19 protein-coding genes and 2 tRNA genes are annotated in these 19,121 nt (G+C 34.4%); 6 read left to right on the top strand and 15 right to left on the bottom strand.

Features of this window, described 5'->3' with window-relative positions:
* Positions 1-15: 15 nt before the first annotated feature.
* The 5 genes from AC6CHK_RS01860 to AC6CHK_RS01840 are packed head-to-tail and all read right to left on the bottom strand — an operon-like array spanning position 16 to position 4,237.
* On the bottom strand, positions 16-555 hold the full coding sequence (locus AC6CHK_RS01860; RefSeq protein ID WP_498092997.1) for a GNAT family N-acetyltransferase: 540 nt from the start codon (positions 553-555) through the stop codon (positions 16-18).
* Complete coding sequence (locus AC6CHK_RS01855) at positions 518-1,186, bottom strand: hypothetical protein (protein ID WP_498092995.1); 669 nt, start codon at positions 1,184-1,186, stop codon at positions 518-520. Before AC6CHK_RS01855 ends, AC6CHK_RS01860 begins: the two co-directional genes overlap by 38 nt.
* Before the next feature lie 33 nt (positions 1,187-1,219).
* Entirely contained in the window at positions 1,220-2,302 is a 1,083-nt protein-coding gene (locus tag AC6CHK_RS01850) for a mannose-1-phosphate guanylyltransferase (protein WP_498092993.1), read from the bottom strand.
* A 2-nt stretch (positions 2,303-2,304) separates the two neighbouring features.
* Positions 2,305-2,895, bottom strand: coding sequence for a SprT-like domain-containing protein (locus AC6CHK_RS01845; protein ID WP_498092991.1), 591 nt, complete (start codon positions 2,893-2,895; stop codon positions 2,305-2,307).
* A gap of 1 nt (position 2,896) precedes the next feature.
* Positions 2,897-4,237: a TolC family protein gene (locus AC6CHK_RS01840; RefSeq protein WP_498092989.1), complete on the bottom strand. Its 1,341-nt coding sequence runs from the start codon at positions 4,235-4,237 to the stop codon at positions 2,897-2,899.
* 96 nt (positions 4,238-4,333) lie between these two features.
* Here AC6CHK_RS01840 and AC6CHK_RS01835 point away from each other — a divergent pair, with 96 nt between their 5' ends.
* The 4 genes from AC6CHK_RS01835 (at position 4,334) to AC6CHK_RS01820 (ending at position 6,742) form a co-directional block, all read left to right on the top strand.
* Positions 4,334-5,578 (top strand): bifunctional folylpolyglutamate synthase/dihydrofolate synthase, encoded by a 1,245-nt coding sequence (locus tag AC6CHK_RS01835; protein WP_498092987.1) that lies wholly within the window; start codon positions 4,334-4,336, stop codon positions 5,576-5,578.
* A 39-nt stretch (positions 5,579-5,617) separates the two neighbouring features.
* A tRNA-Val gene (locus AC6CHK_RS01830) sits at positions 5,618-5,692 on the top strand.
* 34 nt (positions 5,693-5,726) lie between these two features.
* Positions 5,727-5,801, top strand: a tRNA-Val gene (locus AC6CHK_RS01825).
* Positions 5,802-6,136: 335 nt separating this feature from the next.
* Positions 6,137-6,742: a hypothetical protein gene (locus tag AC6CHK_RS01820; RefSeq protein ID WP_498092986.1), complete on the top strand. Its 606-nt coding sequence runs from the start codon at positions 6,137-6,139 to the stop codon at positions 6,740-6,742.
* Between the two features lie 6 nt (positions 6,743-6,748).
* On the opposite strand, the gene AC6CHK_RS01815 is transcribed toward AC6CHK_RS01820, so the two are convergent.
* The 5 genes from AC6CHK_RS01815 to AC6CHK_RS01795 all read right to left on the bottom strand — a co-directional run bounded on the left by AC6CHK_RS01815 (position 6,749) and on the right by AC6CHK_RS01795 (position 10,542).
* Complete coding sequence (locus AC6CHK_RS01815) at positions 6,749-7,630, bottom strand: glycosyltransferase family 2 protein (protein ID WP_498092984.1); 882 nt, start codon at positions 7,628-7,630, stop codon at positions 6,749-6,751.
* 3 nt (positions 7,631-7,633) lie between these two features.
* Complete coding sequence (locus AC6CHK_RS01810) at positions 7,634-8,599, bottom strand: glycosyltransferase family 9 protein (protein ID WP_498092982.1); 966 nt, start codon at positions 8,597-8,599, stop codon at positions 7,634-7,636.
* Positions 8,600-8,601: 2 nt separating this feature from the next.
* A complete protein-coding gene (locus tag AC6CHK_RS01805; protein ID WP_498093869.1) occupies positions 8,602-9,021 on the bottom strand; it encodes a SufE family protein in 420 nt (139 codons plus the stop codon).
* A gap of 190 nt (positions 9,022-9,211) precedes the next feature.
* Positions 9,212-10,318, bottom strand: a complete 1,107-nt coding sequence (locus AC6CHK_RS01800; RefSeq protein ID WP_498092980.1) for a glycosyltransferase — start codon at positions 10,316-10,318, stop codon at positions 9,212-9,214.
* Positions 10,318-10,542: a uroporphyrinogen decarboxylase gene (locus AC6CHK_RS01795; protein ID WP_498092978.1), complete on the bottom strand. Its 225-nt coding sequence runs from the start codon at positions 10,540-10,542 to the stop codon at positions 10,318-10,320. Before AC6CHK_RS01795 ends, AC6CHK_RS01800 begins: the two co-directional genes overlap by 1 nt.
* A 158-nt stretch (positions 10,543-10,700) precedes the next feature.
* On the opposite strand from AC6CHK_RS01795, the gene AC6CHK_RS01790 reads away from it, so the two are divergent.
* A complete protein-coding gene (locus tag AC6CHK_RS01790; protein ID WP_498092976.1) occupies positions 10,701-13,229 on the top strand; it encodes an ATP-dependent Clp protease ATP-binding subunit in 2,529 nt (842 codons plus the stop codon).
* Positions 13,230-13,366: 137 nt separating this feature from the next.
* Here the strand turns inward: AC6CHK_RS01790 and AC6CHK_RS01785 are convergent, their stop codons facing one another.
* The gene (locus AC6CHK_RS01785) at positions 13,367-13,894 is read right to left on the bottom strand and encodes a hypothetical protein (protein ID WP_498092974.1); all 528 of its coding nucleotides are present in this window, start codon (positions 13,892-13,894) and stop codon (positions 13,367-13,369) included.
* 106 nt (positions 13,895-14,000) lie between these two features.
* Here AC6CHK_RS01785 and mnmA point away from each other — a divergent pair, with 106 nt between their 5' ends.
* Complete coding sequence (mnmA, locus tag AC6CHK_RS01780; protein WP_498092972.1) at positions 14,001-15,188, top strand: tRNA 2-thiouridine(34) synthase MnmA; 1,188 nt, start codon at positions 14,001-14,003, stop codon at positions 15,186-15,188.
* A 65-nt stretch (positions 15,189-15,253) separates the two neighbouring features.
* Here the strand turns inward: mnmA and AC6CHK_RS01775 are convergent, their stop codons facing one another.
* From AC6CHK_RS01775 to lepA, 4 genes are all read right to left on the bottom strand, one after another.
* Positions 15,254-15,997, bottom strand: a complete 744-nt coding sequence (locus tag AC6CHK_RS01775) for a LytR/AlgR family response regulator transcription factor (protein ID WP_498092970.1) — start codon at positions 15,995-15,997, stop codon at positions 15,254-15,256.
* Between the two features lie 50 nt (positions 15,998-16,047).
* Entirely contained in the window at positions 16,048-16,341 is a 294-nt protein-coding gene (locus AC6CHK_RS01770) for a 2TM domain-containing protein (RefSeq protein ID WP_498092968.1), read from the bottom strand.
* 106 nt (positions 16,342-16,447) lie between these two features.
* Complete coding sequence (locus AC6CHK_RS01765) at positions 16,448-17,014, bottom strand: methyltransferase family protein (RefSeq protein ID WP_498092966.1); 567 nt, start codon at positions 17,012-17,014, stop codon at positions 16,448-16,450.
* Positions 17,015-17,191: 177 nt separating this feature from the next.
* Positions 17,192-18,988 carry a translation elongation factor 4 gene (gene lepA, locus AC6CHK_RS01760; protein WP_498092964.1) on the bottom strand — a complete coding sequence of 599 codons (1,797 nt, stop codon included), beginning with the start codon at positions 18,986-18,988 and terminating at the stop codon, positions 17,192-17,194.
* Between the last annotated feature and the right edge of the window lie 133 nt (positions 18,989-19,121).

Below are 19,121 nucleotides of genomic sequence, written 5' to 3'. Positions count from 1 at the left end.
ACAAAGAACTGCAAATTACTCTGTTTCAAAATACATCAATTCTTCCGAATCATTTGGAAGTATAACCATTTTTTTGAATTTTAATCCTAATCTTTCAATTAATTTTTGTGAAGAAAAGTTGTCTTTTGTGGTAATCGCGGAAATTTTTTTCAGTCCAAAATCATCCATTCCGATAGATTTTACTTTTTGTGCAGCTTCAAACATATATCCTTTTCCCTCAAATTCTTCTAAAACAGAAAAACCAATATCTACAATTTCCAAACCTTCTCTTTCAAAAATTCCGACGCCGCCTATTTTTTTGTTCCCATCTTTTAAAACAATCAAATAATTTCCGAAACCTAATTTGTCAAATTGCGGCAAAAATTTTTCTTTAATATAATTTTCCGCATCCGAAAAAGAATTGATGTTTCGGTTACCTATAAATTTAATGAATTTTGGCATATTGTAAAGTTCAAAAATAAGATCTGCATCGTCCAAAGACATTGGCCGGATAATCAATCTTTCAGTTTCATAAACTTTATTTTCGCTTTTTGACAGGTTTTTTCTTAGGCTCATCTTGCGGTTCTTCTTTCTTTTCTATTTTTAAAAGACGCGGATTATTGGGGCATTTTTTTGTATACAATTCAATATAAGTTCCGTTGTCTTCCACTTTAGAAATTTTCCCGGAAACTTTATTAACGGTAAGCGTAAAATGTGTTTTCTGATAAGGACATTCTTTGGAAGTAACTTTCCCCAAATCTAAATAATAGTTGGCACTATCTTCATAATAATTTGCGGCAACATCTGTAAACTGTTCGTCGATAATATATCCATCCAAAACCGCTGAAAGTGCCGCTTCTTCAGCATTATCAATTTTACCAATTAATTCTTTAAGGCCGTTGATTTCGGTTATATAATTTAAATTTCCGGCTTTAGAATAAACGATATAATAAAAGCTTTCATCTGCCGGAGCAAGACTAAAACCTGAAAACTGGGGAATATAATCTTTTTTGGTTCCTGAAGTTTTTATTTCTTCATTTCTTCCATAATTATTATAAACTAAAGCCCAAAAATCAATTTTATTATTAGGAACAATTTTTGTCAAAACATTCCGAATATGAAAAGAATTCTTTTTCTGCTGCGCAAGCACGAAGCCTCCAAAGATTAAAAAAAAGATGAAACTTATTTTGATCGTACTTTTTATCATAATTCAAAATGCGGCAGAAATTATGCCAATATTTTACATGAATTTGTCCCCTTTTTTAAGATTTTTTAAATCTAAAACATAATCTTTTATCAACTGATCGTGTTCTCGCGGGCAAATCAGTAAAACTTTTTCTGTATCTACAACAATAAAATCTTTCAACCCGTCTATAACGATTACTTTATTGTTATTTTTCACATGAATAATGTTTCCTTCAGATTGATAGGATAAGCAGTTTTTTGTGTTTACGGAGTTTTGATTTTCATCTTTTGTGCTGTTTTCAAAAACTGAAGTCCAGGTTCCTAGATCGCTCCATCCGAGATCCGCAGGAATTACATAAACATTTTTGGCTTTTTCTAAAATCCCGTTATCTATAGAGATTTTCTGAACTTTAGGATAAATGGTTTCTATACAGCTTTTTTCTGTGTCTGCATTGTATTCGCAAGCGGTAAAATGCTGAGTCATCTCCGGAAGATGTATTTCAAAAGCCTGTTGTATAGATTTTACATTCCAGATAAAAATTCCGGCGTTCCAAAGGAAATCTCCGCTTTCCAGAAAGCTTTTGGCAATTTCGAGAATAGGCTTTTCTGTAAAGGTTTTTACTTTGAAATAATCTGACTTTTTCTTTTCTACAAACTGAATATATCCGTATCCTGTATCCGGCCTTGTCGGCGTGATGCCAAGCGTTACCAAATAATCATTCTTTGATGCCAGATCCAATGCCAGCTCCAGTTTTTCTAAAAATACATCTTCTTTCAGAATCAAATGATCGGCAGGTAAAACCGCCATCGTCGCTTCAGGGTTTATTTCAGCAATTTTATTTGCCATATAAAGATTGCAGGCTGATGTATTCTTCATTAAAGGCTCGCCAACAATATTTTCTTCCGGAATTTCCGGTAACTGCTGATGAGAAAGGCTTACATATTCCTTATTGGTAATTACAAATATATTTTCCTTCGGAATGATTTTGCTTATTCTGTCATAAGTCTGCTGAATCATCGTCCTGCCGGTTCCCAAAATATCCTGAAACTGCTTAGGGAATTTCTGTGTACTCAAGGGCCAGAATCTGCTGCCGATTCCTCCCGCCATAATCACACAGTATTTATCTGATTTTGACATATTTAACTACATTTTTTCACTCTTGCCAAGGGTTTGAAAGAATACTTCCTTCCTGTAGCCAGATTCATACAAAGATAGTTTTTTTTAACAAGACCTTCTAATAAATACTTTTCGTCTCGATAAACAAAAAATTCTCCTTTCTGCATTTCTTCAATGAATTGAAAGCTATCATCATGACTGTCAATGTGGAAAAACTTAACGAGATCCGGGCTCGACATAAAATTTGCTTTCGGAGATTTGGAAAATTTAATAATAATAGGCCTTAAAGCCTCTTCGTAAACCTCAATGCTTTCCAGCAGCATCTGCCTGAAAGTCAGTTTCCATTCGGTTCCGTGTGGTAAAATTCTGCGTCCGTATTTTTCAAAAGCGATAAGATGCGCCAACTCGTGGGTGAGCACAAAGAAAAAAAGTTGAGGCGCTAATGTAGAATTTATTGTTATTTCGTGTGACCGATCCGGAAGTTTGCGATAATCTCCAAGCTTCGAATTTCGGTTTTTAGTAATTTTAATATGAATATAATAATCTGAAAACCATTTCCTTAAATGATCAAGCGTGTTTTGAGGTAAATATTTTTCTAAAGACTGAATAGACATTTTACAAACTTAGCGGAATTCCCGCATAGAAATTTAATAATTTAAGACTGAAAAGATAATTATATTTTGCCTGCTCTACAGAACCTTGCGCATTTGCGTAATTATTTCTTGCGATATTTAAATCATAAATGGTCGTCCTTCCTGCTGCATAGCTTTTATCTGCAAATTCCATTGAAAGTTTTGTACTTTTTTCTGCTTCCAAAGCTGCAAGATAAATTTCATAATTGGCATCAACGTCAAATTGAGCTTGTTGTACACTTTGTCTTATAGTTTGCTTTTGCTGTTCTAAAGTAGTTTTGGCAATGCTTTCATTTATTTTGGATTGCTCAACCTGAAGCTTTGTAATTCCTTTATTAAAAATTGGAATATTCAGAGAAACGCCCGCCTGTTGACCAAAATTGTCTTTATACTGCTGAAAGAATCTGCTTTCACTTACATAAAACTTATCTGACCCTATATTATTCGTATTCAACAAGTTGTTGTAAAAAGTTCCGATTCCCACATTTGCCGTAAGGGTTGGCCAAAATGCTGTTCTTGTCACTTCTGTCTGAGCTTCGGCTGATTTTATTCTGCTTTCTGCAGCTTTAATTTGAGGTTGTTCCTGGTAAGCTGTATTTAAAACCTCATCAACGGATATCAGTTGTGGGCTGAGCTGCTCGGAAACCTCAACATCTTCAACATCGAAATCCTTATAATCTTCCAGCTGTAATAGCTGGGCCAAAGCAAACAAGCTTCTTCCAACATTGATTTCTGCGGTTTTAAGGTTTTGTTTTTCCCGTGCCCACGCAGCTTCGGCTTCAGCCATAATGGTTTGTGCGGTTGTACCTACTTCTGTTGTTATTTTTGCTCTGTCAAACTGCTTTTTAGCATTATCGGTTGCGCTTTGTGCAATTTTTACAATTTCTTTATTCAGCAAAGTTGTCAGATACTGTTGCGCGATCTGCAATGAGATATCATTTTGTATCGTTTCAATATCATATTGGCTTGCTTCTACATCAAACTGCGTTTTTCTGATCGTTTTCTCCAGTCTTCCGTTATTGTAAAGCAAAACATCTGCTCCGATATTGGCGTTATTACTGAATCTGTCATTTCTGATACTTCCCGTTCCGAAAGCAGATTGCCCAAAACTTACGTTGTTCCCCATATTTGCAGAAACCGACGGAAGGTAATTTTTTTGTGCAATTTTCAGATTTACATCCTGAATTTGTTTTGAATATTCATTTTGGATAACCTGTAAATTATGCTTTACGGCATAGTCTACACATTCTCTCAAAGACCACTTTTTCTGTGCATTTGCACCCAGAAAAGTAAATCCCAAAATCATAATCAAAACTTTTTTCATAACGCTTTTTCTACATTAGACGAAAAGAATGCAAAAAAGTTACAATTTTAAAAAAATATTGTTTCATTTTAATGAAAGTTTTGAGAATTTTGCAGCATGACAAACGAACAATATAAAGAAGCCGTTGAATGGCTTTTCGTTCAGGCTCCGAATTATCAGCTCGACGGGGAAAAAGCATATAAACCTGGTTTGGAAAATATTACCAAACTTTGTGCTTTTTTTGACAATCCGCAAGACAAAATAAAATGCATTCATATTGGTGGTACCAACGGAAAAGGCTCTACAAGCAATATGCTGGCTTCCGTGTTACAAGAATCGGGCTTTAAAACCGGATTATATAATTCACCTCATCTTATTGATTTCACGGAACGGATAAAAGTGAACGGTGCAAATTGTGATAAAGAATTTGTCTATCAATTTATTCTTAAGCTAAAAAAACTTCCGGATGACATTCTTCCTTCTTTTTTTGAGTTTACAACAATTATGGCGTTTGAATATTTTTATCAGCAGAAAGTCGATTTTGCCATCATCGAAGTGGGTTTGGGAGGAAGACTGGATTCTACCAATATAATTACACCGTTGATTTCTGCGATCACAAATGTTCAGCTGGATCATCAGAATATTTTGGGAGATACAATCGAAGAAATTGCTTGGGAAAAAGCCGGAATTATTAAACATAATATTCCTGTGATTTTTGGCGATGACACTGAAATTGTAAGAAATATTATTAAAGAAAAAGCTTCCAAAGAAAATTCTGAATTCATTGATGCGACAAGTATCCAAACAAATTTAAAAACAGATTTAAAAGGAAATTATCAGCAAAAAAACATCAAAGTTGTTTTATGTTTAGTTGAAGAATTAAGGAAATTAAATGTAAATATTTCTGATAATATTCTAGAAAAAGGTTTATTGAACGTTCATCAAAATACAGGTTTTATAGGCCGTTGGTTTGAGTTTTCTCAAAACCCGCTGACTATTTGCGATACCGCACACAATCAAGCTGGCTTGGAAGAGGTTTTTTCTCAACTTAATACAATTCCGAAACACAAGCATATTGTTTTAGGTTTTGTAAGTGACAAAAAAATAGATGAAGTGATGAATATTCTGCCTGAAAATTCTGACTTTTATTTTGCCAAACCATCTATCAATCGTGGCCGTCACCCGAAAGATTATGAAAACTTTTTGGTGGAAGCTAAAATTAATTACACGATATTCGATACTGTACAGGAAGCTTATCTTTCTGCAAAACAACAATCTACAGATGATGATCTTATTTTTGTCGGTGGAAGCAACTTTGTAGTAGGAGAATTTTTAGAAAAAAATTTGTCACATAAAGAATAATCGTGTATATTTGCACCACTCAAAACGAGAAATCGTCTAGGGCTCTTAGCTCAGTTGGTTCAGAGCATCTGGTTTACACCCAGAGGGTCGGGGGTTCGAATCCCTCAGGGCCCACAAAAAGGATACTGAAGCCTTTACAAAAATTTCAGGGCTCTTAGCTCAGTTGGTTCAGAGCATCTGGTTTACACCCAGAGGGTCGGGGGTTCGAATCCCTCAGGGCCCACAAAATCTCTCAATGTATTGGGAGATTTTTTTTGTTTTCTGAATATTAAATAAAATCTATCTCAGCTATTTCACGTCTGCAACTTCTCATTGTGAGCAGTCTAGCCTTCCACATATTAGTTTTAGTAGTTTTCAGTATATTTTAGTAGTAAAGCTATTGGTATGACAAGAAGCTAACAAATACCTTTGTTCAACTATTATTCGCAGCTTTATAATTTTCTTAATATTTTAATCTTTATTGCAAACTCACTAGTTATACAGCAAGCATAAGCTTTTTAATAGTACGATTCTACTTACACAAGAATGAATAAGTTAAATCTGATCAAAAATTAGGAAATGAAAAAAAAATTTAGCCTTTTAGCAACAATTCTATTTTATGGTGTTGCTTTTTCCCAAGTGGGCATTAACACGACCAATCCTCAGCAAACATTAGACATCGAAGGTACATTAAGGCTGAGCGACATATCATTACCAAACAAACCCAATTCATCATTGGAATCAATGCCTCTTTATGTAAATTCTAATAATGGGCAGGTACAATATGCACCTCAAGGATTCAATACAACCGTAGGAGGTTATAGGCCGGGAAATAATGTTATCTTAAAAAAATTACCCGTTAAAAACACTTTGGTTCGTGTTAGTTTTGTACATTATGTGGACGAAAGCAACGAGCCAAATGACTCAGAGATCGCCGCATACACTTATGGAGAGTTTACTATAATTGCCACGGACAACAGCAATCCTGTTCACTTTGTTGATGTAAGTATAAAAGGAGCAAATGGATTAGCAAAACCTTTTACAAATCATGGTGACAAAATTACATGGGACAACGGAACACAACTTACAACTACTCTTTCCCTGAATCAGATAACAGGAAATTTATCTCTTTTGGATGAAGCACATACTTTCAGCCATTTTTTTAATTTTTTAGGTGGAATTTAAGGAAGTTTAATTTATCTTTTTTAGCAATAACACAAGTTTGTAAAAGTCTAAATATTTTATTTCAGGATTATCTGAAAGTAAATTATTAATGATCTTTTTTTCGATAAAGCTGTAAAAAAATAAAATCAAAGACCTCAAACCCGCTTTTTTAATTTTTTGTGCAATCTTGTAAACCTTTATATCTTTTATGAAAATATGATTTTCCTTTTTTTGAGAAAGTTGAAATAGAGAATTGATCGCCGTTTCAGTTTTAGCTAGAAAAACATCATTTTGGGTATCGTCAACATGAATGACGGGATTAGTAATTGCTAAAAATTTGACATTTTTAAACTCTAATTTTTTAGCAAAAAAATAATCTTCATACCCATAATTAGTCAACTCTTCATTAAAGGGGAACATATTAAAAACCTCCTTTTTAATAACAAAATTAACAGTCTTAAAAGTCGAAAAATCAGATTTTCCGTTAATAGGAATCTCTCTTTCTAAAGAATATTTATTTCTAAGCGTTTGATAATATTGCGGGGAAATTTTAAAGCTTCCGTAAAGTAAGTCCAATGCGCTGTTTTGGTCGATTTTCTGTATGTAATTGCTTAGAAAATTAGTATTATCTATTTTTACATCACAATCCAGAAACAACAAATACTCTCCTTTCGAATAATTCAAAAAAAGATTTCGAATTTTCGATCGTCCGACATTTTTTTCAAGAAAAATAAAGTTTTTTACTTTATCTGAAAGCTCTTTATTAATAATATTAAATGTCTCATCTGAAGCATCATCAATTAAAATAATTTCTGCATCTATATTATTTTCGTTTATTTCTTTTTTAAGATCTTCAACAAGATTCCGAACATCAAAATTATAAACGGGAATGCATATAGATAGCTTCATTCTTTATATTTTATCAATAATTTGTTGCAAATTGATCTCTTCAAGGCAGGCCCAATCTCCGCGGTAGCATTCTTTATCACCAAAGACCGAACATGGTCTGCAAGTCAAATCCCGGATCTGAACGACATCTTTTTCACTTTGTCCGAACCCTAAAAATCCGGCGTAGGGATGAGTTGATCCCCAAATGGAAACACATCTTGTGCCTACAATACTGGCCAAATGCATATTAGCAGAATCCATTGAAATCATCACTTCAAGTTGTGCGATCCTGTTCAACTCTTCGGAGAGATTGAGTTTTCCCGCGAGACTTTTGGTATTTGGAATTTGTCTTTCCCAGTTTTCAAGGGTTTCAGTTTCTTTTTCTCCGCCACCAAAAAAGTAAACGGTATTCTTTTTCGCTAATATCTTTACAAGTTCAAAAGACTTTTCCAAAGGAAGCATTTTTCCTTTATGTTGAGCAAAAGGAGCAAAGCCAATTCCTTGTTTTTCATTACAAATAGGCTTAAGCTGATGCGAAAGCTGCACATTAAAACCCATGTCCCTGAAAACATCAGCATATCGCTCAACCGTTTTTTTCAGCTGCATCTTTTCCAAATTCCAGACATTGGTAAGATGTTCTTTTTCTTCTTTTCCTTTGTTGATCTTAAAAATCTTTAAGCCTCTTCTTACAAAAATTTTATCCAGGATTTTTGAACGAATCACATCATGAAGGTCTGCAGCGTAATCGGGCTTAAACTCCTTTAAAAGCTCTCTCCCCAATTTTCTGATTCCTAAAAACCCTTTATAATCATCAAAATCAATTCCTTTAAATATTACGTTCGGGATTCCGGTAAATAAATCTTTAAAATTACTTCTTGAAACCATTACGATTTCAACATCCGGATTTTGTTCCAAAAACTCACGAAACACAGGCACTGTCATTGCAACATCACCAAATGCGGAAAAACGATATGCTAAAATTCTTGTCAAGACTAAGATTTTAGTTGATACGCAACAGCATAAAATTTGATCTGTTTTGTCATCGCCATCAATCCGTTGGCTCTGGAAGGTGACAAAAACTCCTGTAATCCGATCGCGGAGATAAATTCGAAATCAGAATCTAAAATCTCCTGCGTTGAATGACCACTATAAATACTTACCAGCAAAGAAACAATGCCTTTTGGCAAAATGCCGTCAGAATCTGCATCGAAAAACAATTTTCCATCTTTAAACTCAGCATCTATCCATACTTTACTTTGGCAGCCTTTGATCAGATTATTATCTGTTTTCTTTTCTTCAGGAAGACCTTTCAGCTCCTTTCCGAGATCGATAATGTACTCATATTTTTGCTCCCAATCTTCAAGAAAAGCAAATTCGTCGATTATTTCCTGCTGTTTTTCTTTAATGGTCATTTCTACAATTTCTTTAGGCAAAGATACGAATTTTAGAGTTTTTATCTTTTTTGTTGAATTTTTGTTAGACTATTAAAATTTTTAAAAATCGCATTAATTAATAAAATATTAAACATATCAATTTTAAAAGAATTTTTTACAATTAAAGATAAATTATTAAAAAATTATAACCAAAAACAAATATTTAGATTCATTTCTTATTTTCCGAAGCTTTTTCAAAAACCTGCAAAAGTTTTATTTCTTCCTTTTCCCAGCAAAGCGCTTTTGATGCCTTTTCAAGTTCAACCAGATAATTTTTTCTTCCTTTATTTAAAATTAAATTGATGGCTTTTGCAATATTTTCAGGCTGGTGATCTTTTATAATTTCTCCAATATCAAATTGACTTTTAATATTCTTCATTTCAGGAAGATCCGACAAAATCAACGGAACCCTTGCCTGAATACAGTCTAAAACTTTATTCGGAAGCGAATAGAGATAACTTTCGCCGCCATTTTCTTCGATGCTCATTCCGACATCCACCGTCGAAGTGATTTTTCTTAAATCTTCCGGCAACAATTTTCCTAAAAACTTAACTTTATCCTGAAGACTTTCTTTTATCACCAAATCTTCGTATTCTTGCTTTTTCGGTCCATCTCCGGCAATTTTAAAAACAATATTTTCAAGATGATGCATGGACAAAATGGCTTTATCAATTCCGCGAAACGGATTGATTGCGCCTTGGTATAAGATTATTTTAGGGTTATTTTCAGGAACATCAATGTCAAAATCAAACTTTCTGGGCGAGTTTTGAACAACAACAGGGTTTACACCATATTTTTTATTAAACCATTTAGCATAGCTTGTGCTGGCTGTGATCATAAAATCAATTTTCGGGATAAGTTTTCCTTGAAGAAATCTCCATATTTTTTGTGAAAGCTTTCCCTGAACGGCTGGCATTTCAGAAAAAATTTCATGGCTGTCAAAAACGAGCGGAATATTCAATTTCTTAGATAAAAGATAATTTGGCAGCAACGCATCAAGATCATTGGCATGAAGAATGGTATTTTCGTCAGCTTTTTTCTTTAATTCTTTATAAAGTTTCCAGTTAAATTCAAAATAAGCTGTTTTTAAAGTCTTCGAATGAAGTTTTATTCTGGAAAAAGGATAAGGTCGCTGCATTTTTTCGGCTCCTTTCCAGTCATTTCCGATCACTTCAACATCATATCCGTTTTCGAAAAGTGTTTGACAGACTTTTTCTATTCTTTGATCCGTATATAAATTGCTGAATGCCGATGTTAAAACCTTTTTTTTGCCCATTAAGCCTTTTTTCCTTTAATTAAATAGTAGGCTTGTACAAAGCAAATCAGCCCATTCGGAATAATTACCGGCCAAAGCATGCCGTTGAAAATGCCATAAATTACAAAACAAATACATCCAATCAGATTAACAATCCGGATATGTCTTAAATTTTTTAAAGCAAAGCTTAAGACAATAAAAACCGAAGCGGCGTATCCTATATAACTGGCAATTTCAGGACTCATAAGGAAAATTTATGGATAACAAACTTAGTCATTTTCAGTAAGATACTAAAACTTTTTTCTGCCATAAAGTCATTAATTGATTTTTGGTAAAATATTTGTAATTTAGTTAGAGAATAAACGATAATTGTTATCGTAGTTCTAATTTGAGAAACAATATTATGGATTATAAGTTTTCACAAGGCTTGAGCCAGGTGTTCAAGCAAAGCAAAAATGAAGCTAAGCGGCTGAAAAGTGAATTTCTTAATACAGAACATCTACTTTTAGGTATTATAAAAACAGAAAACTCTGCGAAAGAAATCCTTCAAAACCTCAATGCCGATTTAACACAAATCAGAAGAAAAATTGAAACTTTAAATACAGCGAGTTTAAATCCTATTTCTGAGGAGGTCACCAATATTTCATTCACCAAAATGGCAGATCATGCCATAAAACGTGCCGAATTAGAATGCCGTCAATATAAAAGCAACGAAATTAATACCGTTCATTTGCTTTTGGGTATTCTATACAAATATGAGGACCCTACTTCAAATATTTTAGGAGCTTATGATATTGATTATGAAGGAGTTTCAAAAGAATATCAGACACTGCTGAAAAATTCCGGACAGGCACCGCAAATGAGTGCTTATGATGATGATGACGACAGAGAAGAATTTGAGCAGATGAGAAAGCCTACAGGAAATTTGGGCTCTGCAAAAAGCAAGACTCCTACTTTGGACAACTTTGGTAGAGATTTGACTTCTTTGGCTAGAGACGGAAAATTGGATCCGGTGATCGGTCGTGAAAAAGAAATTGAGCGGGTTTCACAAATTTTATCAAGAAGAAAGAAAAATAATCCGTTGCTTATCGGTGAGCCTGGAGTTGGTAAATCTGCCATCGCCGAAGGTTTAGCTTTAAGAATTCAACAGAAAAAAGTTTCAAGAGTTCTTTATGGTAAAAGAGTGATTACGCTGGATTTGGCAAGTTTGGTTGCAGGTACAAAATATCGTGGCCAGTTTGAAGAAAGAATGAAAGCCATCATGACGGAACTGGAAAAAAACCGTGATGTAATTCTATTCATCGACGAGCTTCACACCATCGTTGGAGCAGGAAGCTCAACAGGAAGTTTAGATGCTTCCAATATGTTTAAACCTGCTTTGGCAAGAGGTGAAATTCAATGCATCGGTGCAACAACTTTGGATGAATATCGTCAATACATTGAAAAAGACGGGGCTTTAGAAAGAAGATTCCAAAAAGTAATGGTGGAACCAACTTCGATTGATGAAACCATTCAGATTCTGAATCAGATCAAAGATAAATATGAAGAACATCATAATGTAATTTATACTCCGGAAGCAATTTTGGCGTGTGTCAATTTGACATCAAGATATATTACAGACCGTTTTTTACCGGATAAGGCAATTGATGCGATGGATGAAGCAGGATCCCGTGTTTATATCAAAAACATGAAAGTTCCTACCGAAATCATTGATTTTGAGAAGAAAATCGAAGATATCAAAGAATTGAAGCAGAAAGCTGTAAAAGCGCAGGATTATCTTGAAGCGAGAAAATTGAAGGATGAAGAAGAAAGACTTCAAATGGAATTGAATTCTGCTCAGGATCAATGGGATAAAGATGTAAAAGAGAAAAAAGAAACCGTATCTGAAGAAAGTGTTGCCGAAGTAGTTTCTATGATGAGCGGCGTTCCGGTAACGAAAGTCGGTAAAAACGAGCTTGATAAACTAGCTCAGATGGACGATAATATGAACGGAAAAGTTATCGGCCAAGAAGATGCAGTAAAAAAAGTAGTAAAATCGATCCAAAGAAACAGAACAGGTTTAAAAGATCCAAACAGACCAATCGGAACCTTTATTTTCCTTGGTACAACTGGTGTCGGAAAAACTGAGCTCGCAAAAGTAATGGCAAGAGAACTCTTCGATTCTGACGAAGCATTGATCAGAATTGACATGAGTGAATACATGGAAAAATTCGCTGTTTCAAGATTGGTTGGAGCGCCTCCGGGATACGTTGGGTATGAAGAAGGCGGACAATTAACTGAAGCTGTACGAAGAAAACCTTATGCTGTAGTTCTTTTAGATGAGATCGAAAAAGCGCATCCTGATGTATTCAATATTCTGTTACAGATTTTGGATGAAGGCCACGTTACCGACAGTTTAGGTAGAAAAATTGATTTTAGAAATACAATTATTATCCTTACTTCAAACATCGGAACAAGGGATATCAAAGACTTTGGTGATGGTGTAGGATTTGGAACAACTGCTAAGAAATCTAACTCTGATTCAAGAACAAGAAGTACCATTGAAAATGCCCTTAAAAAAGCATTTGCACCGGAATTCTTAAACAGAATTGATGATATTGTGATCTTCAACTCTCTTGAACAGAATGATATTAAAAAAATCATTGATCTTGAATTGAACAAGCTTTACAAAAGACTTGATAAATTAGGATACAAAGTAGAATTGACGGAAGTAGCAAAAGATTTTATTTCTGAAAAAGGCTGGGATAAGGATTTCGGTGCAAGACCACTGAAAAGAGCGATCCAGAAATACATCGAAGATTTATTGGCTGAAATGCTTGTGAATAAACAGCTCAATGAAGGTGAAACTGTAGTTTTAGATCTTAATGAAGCTAAAGACGGACTACAAGGAAAAACTCAGAAGACCAAAAAGTCAGCTGCTGAAAAATCTTAATAATAATTAATTTATAAATAAAAGCATCGGGATTTTCTCGGTGCTTTTTTATTATTCAGAGTTTCTAAACTTAACGATAAAATATATTCAATTAAAATAGTTAGGAAAACTCCTTCGTCTGAATGACAATCGTTGATTTATAATCCCACCACAAAACCAATATTTGGGACCAAACCGCTGGAGAAAATACTTTGATTTTCTTTATACAAAACGTTATACATTAATCCCAATTGCAGAAAAGAATTGTTTCCAATCTGCTGCATATATCCGCCTCCTAAATAAAGAGCCGTTTCTTGCTGATTGGCTTTAAAATCATAAAACTTATCCTTATAATTGATAAAATATTGCTGCAAGTTTCCGCTTACAAAAAAAGATCTTGCAAAATAATAATTCACAAAAGGGCCAACTCCAAACATTGTTGAGCTGTAAAAATCTGAAGTTTGCCAAGAAACACTTCCCACTACTCCACCTTCCAAATTATTGGTGATTTTATATCCCACACGCGGTGAAGCCGAAAGGTAAAACGCAGAATTACTTCCGAAGCCAAGTCCAATTCCGCCTCCAAAAGTCCATTTGTTAGCTTCTGATGAAGGTGTTGATACAGAAACCTGTGAAAATGCAGGTCCGCAAAACATAAGCATAAATAGTAAAGTCAAGTTTTTCATACAATCGTTTTTATCAATGTTTAAATTATCTTTTTTTTCGCAAAAAGTATTATCGTAATTTTGCAAGCGTTAAGATAAAGATAAAAACTTTATCAGAAATAATAGTATGAAAATAGTTGTAGGATTATCGGGCGGTGTCGATTCCAGCGTTGCAGCGTATTTGTTGCAGCAGCAGGGTCATGAAGTTGTGGCTTTGTTTATGAGAAACTGGAATGATGCATCCGTGACTTTGGAAGACGAATGCCCGTGGATTGAAGATAGTAACGATGCCTTGATGGTTGCCCAGAAATTAGGAATCCCGTTTCAGGTGATCGACATGAGCGAATTGTACAAAGAGCGCATCGTAGATTATATGTTTGAGGAATATCAAAAAGGAAGAACTCCGAATCCTGACGTTTTGTGCAACAGAGAAGTAAAATTCGATGTTTTTATGAAAACGGCAATGTCTTTGGGTGCCGACAAGGTTGCAACCGGGCATTATGCAAGAGTAAATTCAACTTTTGATAAAAACGGAAAAGAAATTTTTCATCTTTTAGCAGGAAAAGATAATAATAAGGATCAGTCATATTTTTTGTGTCAGTTGTCTCAGGATCAGTTGTCGAAAGCATTGTTTCCGATTGGTGAATTGACGAAGCCGCAAGTAAGGGAAATCGCAAAAGAAATAGGATTGGTAACGGCTGATAAAAAAGATTCTCAAGGATTGTGCTTTATCGGAAAAGTAAGTTTACCACAATTTTTACAACAGCAATTGGTTCCAAAAGAAGGTAAAATTGTTGAAATTTTTAAAGATTTTCCTTTATTTTCACAAGAAAAACCAGATTTTTCGTCAAAAGAAGAAGAATTAGAATTTTTGAGCCAAAAGATCAATTATAAAAAATCCGACGGAAAAGTAATCGGAAAACATCAAGGCGCTCAATTTTTTACGATTGGGCAAAGCAAAGGTTTAGGAATCGGCGGCCATAAAGAAAGCTGTTTTATTATTTCCAGAGACATGGAAAACAATATCATTTTTGTTGGTGAAAGTCACCGCTTTCCGGGATTGCACAAAAAAGCTTTAAAAATTGATAATTCCGAGCTGCATTGGGTACGTGAAGATATGAAACTGCAAAATGGAGAATCGATGGAAGTAATGGCGAGATTCCGTTACAGACAAGAACTTCAGAAAGCTACAATTTATCAGTTTGAAAATGCTTTTTATGTAGAATTTGAAGAGCTGCAATCGGCAATTGCGGAAGGCCAGTTTGCGGCATGGTATCTTGAAGATGAGCTGATCGGAAGCGGAGTTATTTCGTAAACATATATAAACCCGAAGCTTTTGTTTCGGGTTTTGTTTTATAGAATAAATCTTTAATTATAAACTTAACTTACCAACCAGTCTTTAAAATATTTTACGCGTTCGCGGCTTACTGTAATTTCTTCTTCAGGCTGAAAGTTGAGTTCAACTTTATAATTCGGAGATGTATGAATATTTTTAATATAATCTGAATTGATGATAAACTGCCTATTCACACGGAAAAACTTCTTATCATCCAAAATATTTTCCAGCTCATCCAAAGTAAAATCTGAAGGATAATTCCGGTCTTGAGTTTGCAAATAAACTATTTTGTTTTCACTGAAAAAGCAGCTTATTTCGTGTGTCTGAACGATCTTTAAATTGTAGCCGATCTTCACCAAAACTCTCGACAATGTTGTTTTTTCGGTCTTGATCAACTGCCTTATTTCGTGCGAACTTACCAAATTTCCGGACGGAAGAAATGATTTAAACTTTTCAATAGCTCCGGAAAGATCTTCTTCCAAAATCGGCTTTAGTAAATAATCGATGCTGTTCAGCTTAAACGCTTTCAAAGTATATTGATCAAAAGCCGTTGTATAAATAATGAATGCACTTGTTGGCACTTTCCCGAAAATATCGAATGACAGGCCGTCTCCTAAAACAATGTCTGAAAAAATCAATTGCGGATGTTCGTTTTCGGAAAACCATTCTACGCCTTCTTCTACAGATTCTATATTGGCAACTAATTCTATTTCCGGAAACAAGCTCAACATTCTTTCCAGTTTTCTTGCAGCGGGTTTTTCGTCTTCGATAATTACAGTTCTGATCATTGTTGTGTTTTTAAGTCTGAACAATTTAATCAAAAATAAATAAAGTATTCTTAAAAATCAATTGGTTTTTTAGACTTTTCTTGCTCCATTAATTCTTTTATTTTTTTCTCTTCCCAACTTTTTCCAATTCCAAAAACATTTACCGCATGAAGCGTAAGACCCAATCCCCAACCCAACATTGGCCAGTAAAACCAAAGACTTCCCGGAGAAGTGAGAAGATTAAGAATCAATAAAAACGGGATTACAAGGCAATAAGACGTAAGATTTCCGTAAAACCCTTTTAGTTCTTTTACTCTTTTTGCGGCTTTTTTATAGGCTAAATTTTCATTGTTAAATGTTTCCATGATGTTTTATTTTTAAATTTCCTGATTCAAATTTAGGCATGAAACTTATCCAATTCAACTTTATGTGACCGAATGGTATAATTTTGCAGCTGAATAGTAATTGATATTAATAAATAAAAGGAATCAATTTCTTTGTGGTTTTTTTGTATTCCAGATATTCATCTCCAAACCGCTCTATTAATGCTTTTTCTTCAGTTTTTATTCTATATCTGAAAGCTAAAAAAACAGGAATAAAGGCGAGCACCAAAGAAACCCAATTATTCAGAAATAGCCCCAAGCCAAAAAAGCTCAAAAGCGAAAACGTATAAGAAGGATGCCGAAGATATTTGTAAAATCCTTCTTTTATAATCTCATGATCTTCCTTTATCGAAACATCTACCGTAAAAAACTTTCCCAAAGAACGAATAATAATAAACCTGAAAATGGTTCCGCCTAAAATAAAAAACAGCCCCAAATATTTAATCCAAACATGCTCCGAAATAGGAAACTGAAATTTCTCAGAAACAAAAACCGCACAAAAAACAGATGGAATGATCACAACCCACAAAATATTCAAAGTCGAATTGTCTTTTTTCTGATCGTTTTGCCCCGATTTTAATTTTTGTTTGTAATAAATTTCACTACAAAACCAGAGCAATATCGATCCGTAAAATACCACATCAAGTGTATTCATTTTTTATTTTTTGTCCAAGGAAAATTTAAAATCTGGACAGGGAATTTTTTGTCTGATGAATTTACAATGAATTATGATAAACAAATTGTAAAAAATCAAATCTTTTATTACGAAGTGAAATAAAAAATCCGCAGAAATTTTCTGCGGATTTTTCTTTTATCTTTTACTTGGTTCTTTCTAGTCATTCAGCTTCAAAACAGCCATAAACGCCGATTGTGGGACTTCTACTCTACCAATCTGCTTCATCTTTTTCTTACCTTCTTTTTGCTTTTCAAGAAGTTTTCTCTTTCTTGAAATATCGCCTCCGTAACATTTTGCGGTTACGTCTTTTCTTAAAGCTTTAATGGTTTCTCTTGCGATAACTTTCGCTCCCAAAGCCGCCTGAACAGCAATGTCAAACTGCTGTCTAGGAATCAGTTCGCGAAGTTTTTCACACATTTTCTTACCAATATAATAAGCGTTAGAATCGTGAATCAATGAAGATAAAGCATCCACCATATCACCATTAATCAGAATGTCCATTTTCACCAATTTTGAAGAACGCATTCCGATTGGCGAATAATCGAATGAAGCGTAACCTTTTGAAATAGACTTCAAACGGTCGTAAAAGTCAAAAACCACTTCCGCCAAAGGCATATTGAAAGTCAGTTCGACTCTGTCTGCCGTCAGATAACTTTGGTTAACAATTTCACCTCTTTTTTCGATACATAATGTCATTACTGCACCAACAAAATCTGATTTAGTAATAATAGAAGCTTTAATAAATGGCTCTTCTACTCTGTCCAAAATCGTTGGATCCATCATTTCAGAAGGATTATTAATCAAAATCGGAGTTTCAGGATCTTTTTTGGAATAACCGTGATACGAAACGTTGGGAACTGTTGTGATCACGTCCATATTGAATTCTCTATCCAAACGCTCCTGAACGATTTCCATGTGAAGCATCCCCAAGAATCCGCAACGGAAACCAAAACCTAATGCTGCTGAACTTTCCGGCTCGAAAACCAAAGAAGCATCATTTAATCTTAATTTTTCCAATGAGAATCTTAATTCTTCAAAATCTTCAGATTCAATAGGATAAATTCCGGCAAAAACCATTGGTTTTACTTCCTCAAAACCATCAATCGCTTCAGAAGCCGGATTAACAAAAGAAGTGATTGTATCCCCTACTTTTACCTCACGAGCATCTTTAATCCCGGAAATAATGTAACCTACATCTCCACATTCTATCTTTTTCTTTGGAACCTGCTTTAGCTTTAAAGTACCAACTTCATCAGCACCATATTCTTTTCCTGTAGCGAAGAATTTAATTTTTTCATTTTTAGAAATACTTCCGTTGACAACTTTGAAATAAGCCTCAATTCCTCTAAAAGGATTATAAACAGAGTCAAAAACCAATGCCTGTAATGGAGCATCCGGATTTCCAACCGGAGCCGGAATTCTGCTAACAATCTGCTCCAGCAAATCGTGAACACCTTCACCTGTTTTTCCGGAAACCCTAAGAACATCTTCGTATTTACATCCTAAAAGCCCCATAATTTCATCGGTAACTTCTTCAGGATTTGCAGAAGGAAGATCTATTTTATTAAGAATCGGAATAATTTCCAGATCATTTTCTAAAGCTAAATATAAATTGCTAATTGTTTGTGCCTGAATGCTTTGAGCAGCATCTACAATCAGAAGCGCGCCTTCGCAAGCCGCAATAGAACGGGAAACCTCGTAAGAGAAATCTACGTGTCCCGGTGTATCAATAAGGTTTAAAATATATTTTTCGCCATTAAGCTCATAATCCATCTGGATCGCGTGCGATTTTATCGTAATCCCACGTTCTTTCTCCAAATCCATATCATCCAGCGTCTGAGACTGCAGTTCTCTTTGGGTAACGGTATTGGTATATTCCAATAATCTATCCGCCAAAGTACTTTTACCGTGGTCGATATGGGCGATTATGCAAAAATTTCGTATGTTTTTCATTTAAGAATCTTGTAATTTGCAAAGATAAAAAAAAGAGAGACAATTCGTCTCTCTTAATTTTGTAGTTTAATATTAATTTATAAAAGATAGCAGCTTCTCAGTATAAATTCACTACATAAATTATGTTGTTCTG

Source organism: Chryseobacterium sp. GQ58 (assembly GCF_059758895.1).
This window is presented reverse-complemented; position numbering and strand designations above follow the sequence as displayed.

What these genes read in the sequence shown, in the direction of transcription:
- AC6CHK_RS01860 (WP_498092997.1), bottom strand. Translation starts at nt 555, where the DNA reads ATGAGCCTAAGAAAAAACCTGTCAAAAAGCGAAAATAAAGTTTATGAA.
- AC6CHK_RS01855 (WP_498092995.1), bottom strand. Translation starts at nt 1,186, where the DNA reads ATGATAAAAAGTACGATCAAAATAAGTTTCATCTTTTTTTTAATCTTT.
- AC6CHK_RS01850 (WP_498092993.1), bottom strand. Translation starts at nt 2,302, where the DNA reads ATGTCAAAATCAGATAAATACTGTGTGATTATGGCGGGAGGAATCGGC.
- AC6CHK_RS01845 (WP_498092991.1), bottom strand. Translation starts at nt 2,895, where the DNA reads ATGTCTATTCAGTCTTTAGAAAAATATTTACCTCAAAACACGCTTGAT.
- AC6CHK_RS01840 (WP_498092989.1), bottom strand. Translation starts at nt 4,237, where the DNA reads ATGAAAAAAGTTTTGATTATGATTTTGGGATTTACTTTTCTGGGTGCA.
- AC6CHK_RS01835 (WP_498092987.1), top strand. Translation starts at nt 4,334, where the DNA reads ATGACAAACGAACAATATAAAGAAGCCGTTGAATGGCTTTTCGTTCAG.
- AC6CHK_RS01820 (WP_498092986.1), top strand. Translation starts at nt 6,137, where the DNA reads ATGAAAAAAAAATTTAGCCTTTTAGCAACAATTCTATTTTATGGTGTT.
- AC6CHK_RS01815 (WP_498092984.1), bottom strand. Translation starts at nt 7,630, where the DNA reads ATGAAGCTATCTATATGCATTCCCGTTTATAATTTTGATGTTCGGAAT.
- AC6CHK_RS01805 (WP_498093869.1), bottom strand. Translation starts at nt 9,021, where the DNA reads ATGACCATTAAAGAAAAACAGCAGGAAATAATCGACGAATTTGCTTTT.
- AC6CHK_RS01800 (WP_498092980.1), bottom strand. Translation starts at nt 10,318, where the DNA reads ATGGGCAAAAAAAAGGTTTTAACATCGGCATTCAGCAATTTATATACG.
- AC6CHK_RS01795 (WP_498092978.1), bottom strand. Translation starts at nt 10,542, where the DNA reads ATGAGTCCTGAAATTGCCAGTTATATAGGATACGCCGCTTCGGTTTTT.
- AC6CHK_RS01790 (WP_498092976.1), top strand. Translation starts at nt 10,701, where the DNA reads ATGGATTATAAGTTTTCACAAGGCTTGAGCCAGGTGTTCAAGCAAAGC.
- AC6CHK_RS01785 (WP_498092974.1), bottom strand. Translation starts at nt 13,894, where the DNA reads ATGAAAAACTTGACTTTACTATTTATGCTTATGTTTTGCGGACCTGCA.
- mnmA (WP_498092972.1), top strand. Translation starts at nt 14,001, where the DNA reads ATGAAAATAGTTGTAGGATTATCGGGCGGTGTCGATTCCAGCGTTGCA.
- AC6CHK_RS01775 (WP_498092970.1), bottom strand. Translation starts at nt 15,997, where the DNA reads ATGATCAGAACTGTAATTATCGAAGACGAAAAACCCGCTGCAAGAAAA.
- AC6CHK_RS01770 (WP_498092968.1), bottom strand. Translation starts at nt 16,341, where the DNA reads ATGGAAACATTTAACAATGAAAATTTAGCCTATAAAAAAGCCGCAAAA.
- AC6CHK_RS01765 (WP_498092966.1), bottom strand. Translation starts at nt 17,014, where the DNA reads ATGAATACACTTGATGTGGTATTTTACGGATCGATATTGCTCTGGTTT.
- lepA (WP_498092964.1), bottom strand. Translation starts at nt 18,988, where the DNA reads ATGAAAAACATACGAAATTTTTGCATAATCGCCCATATCGACCACGGT.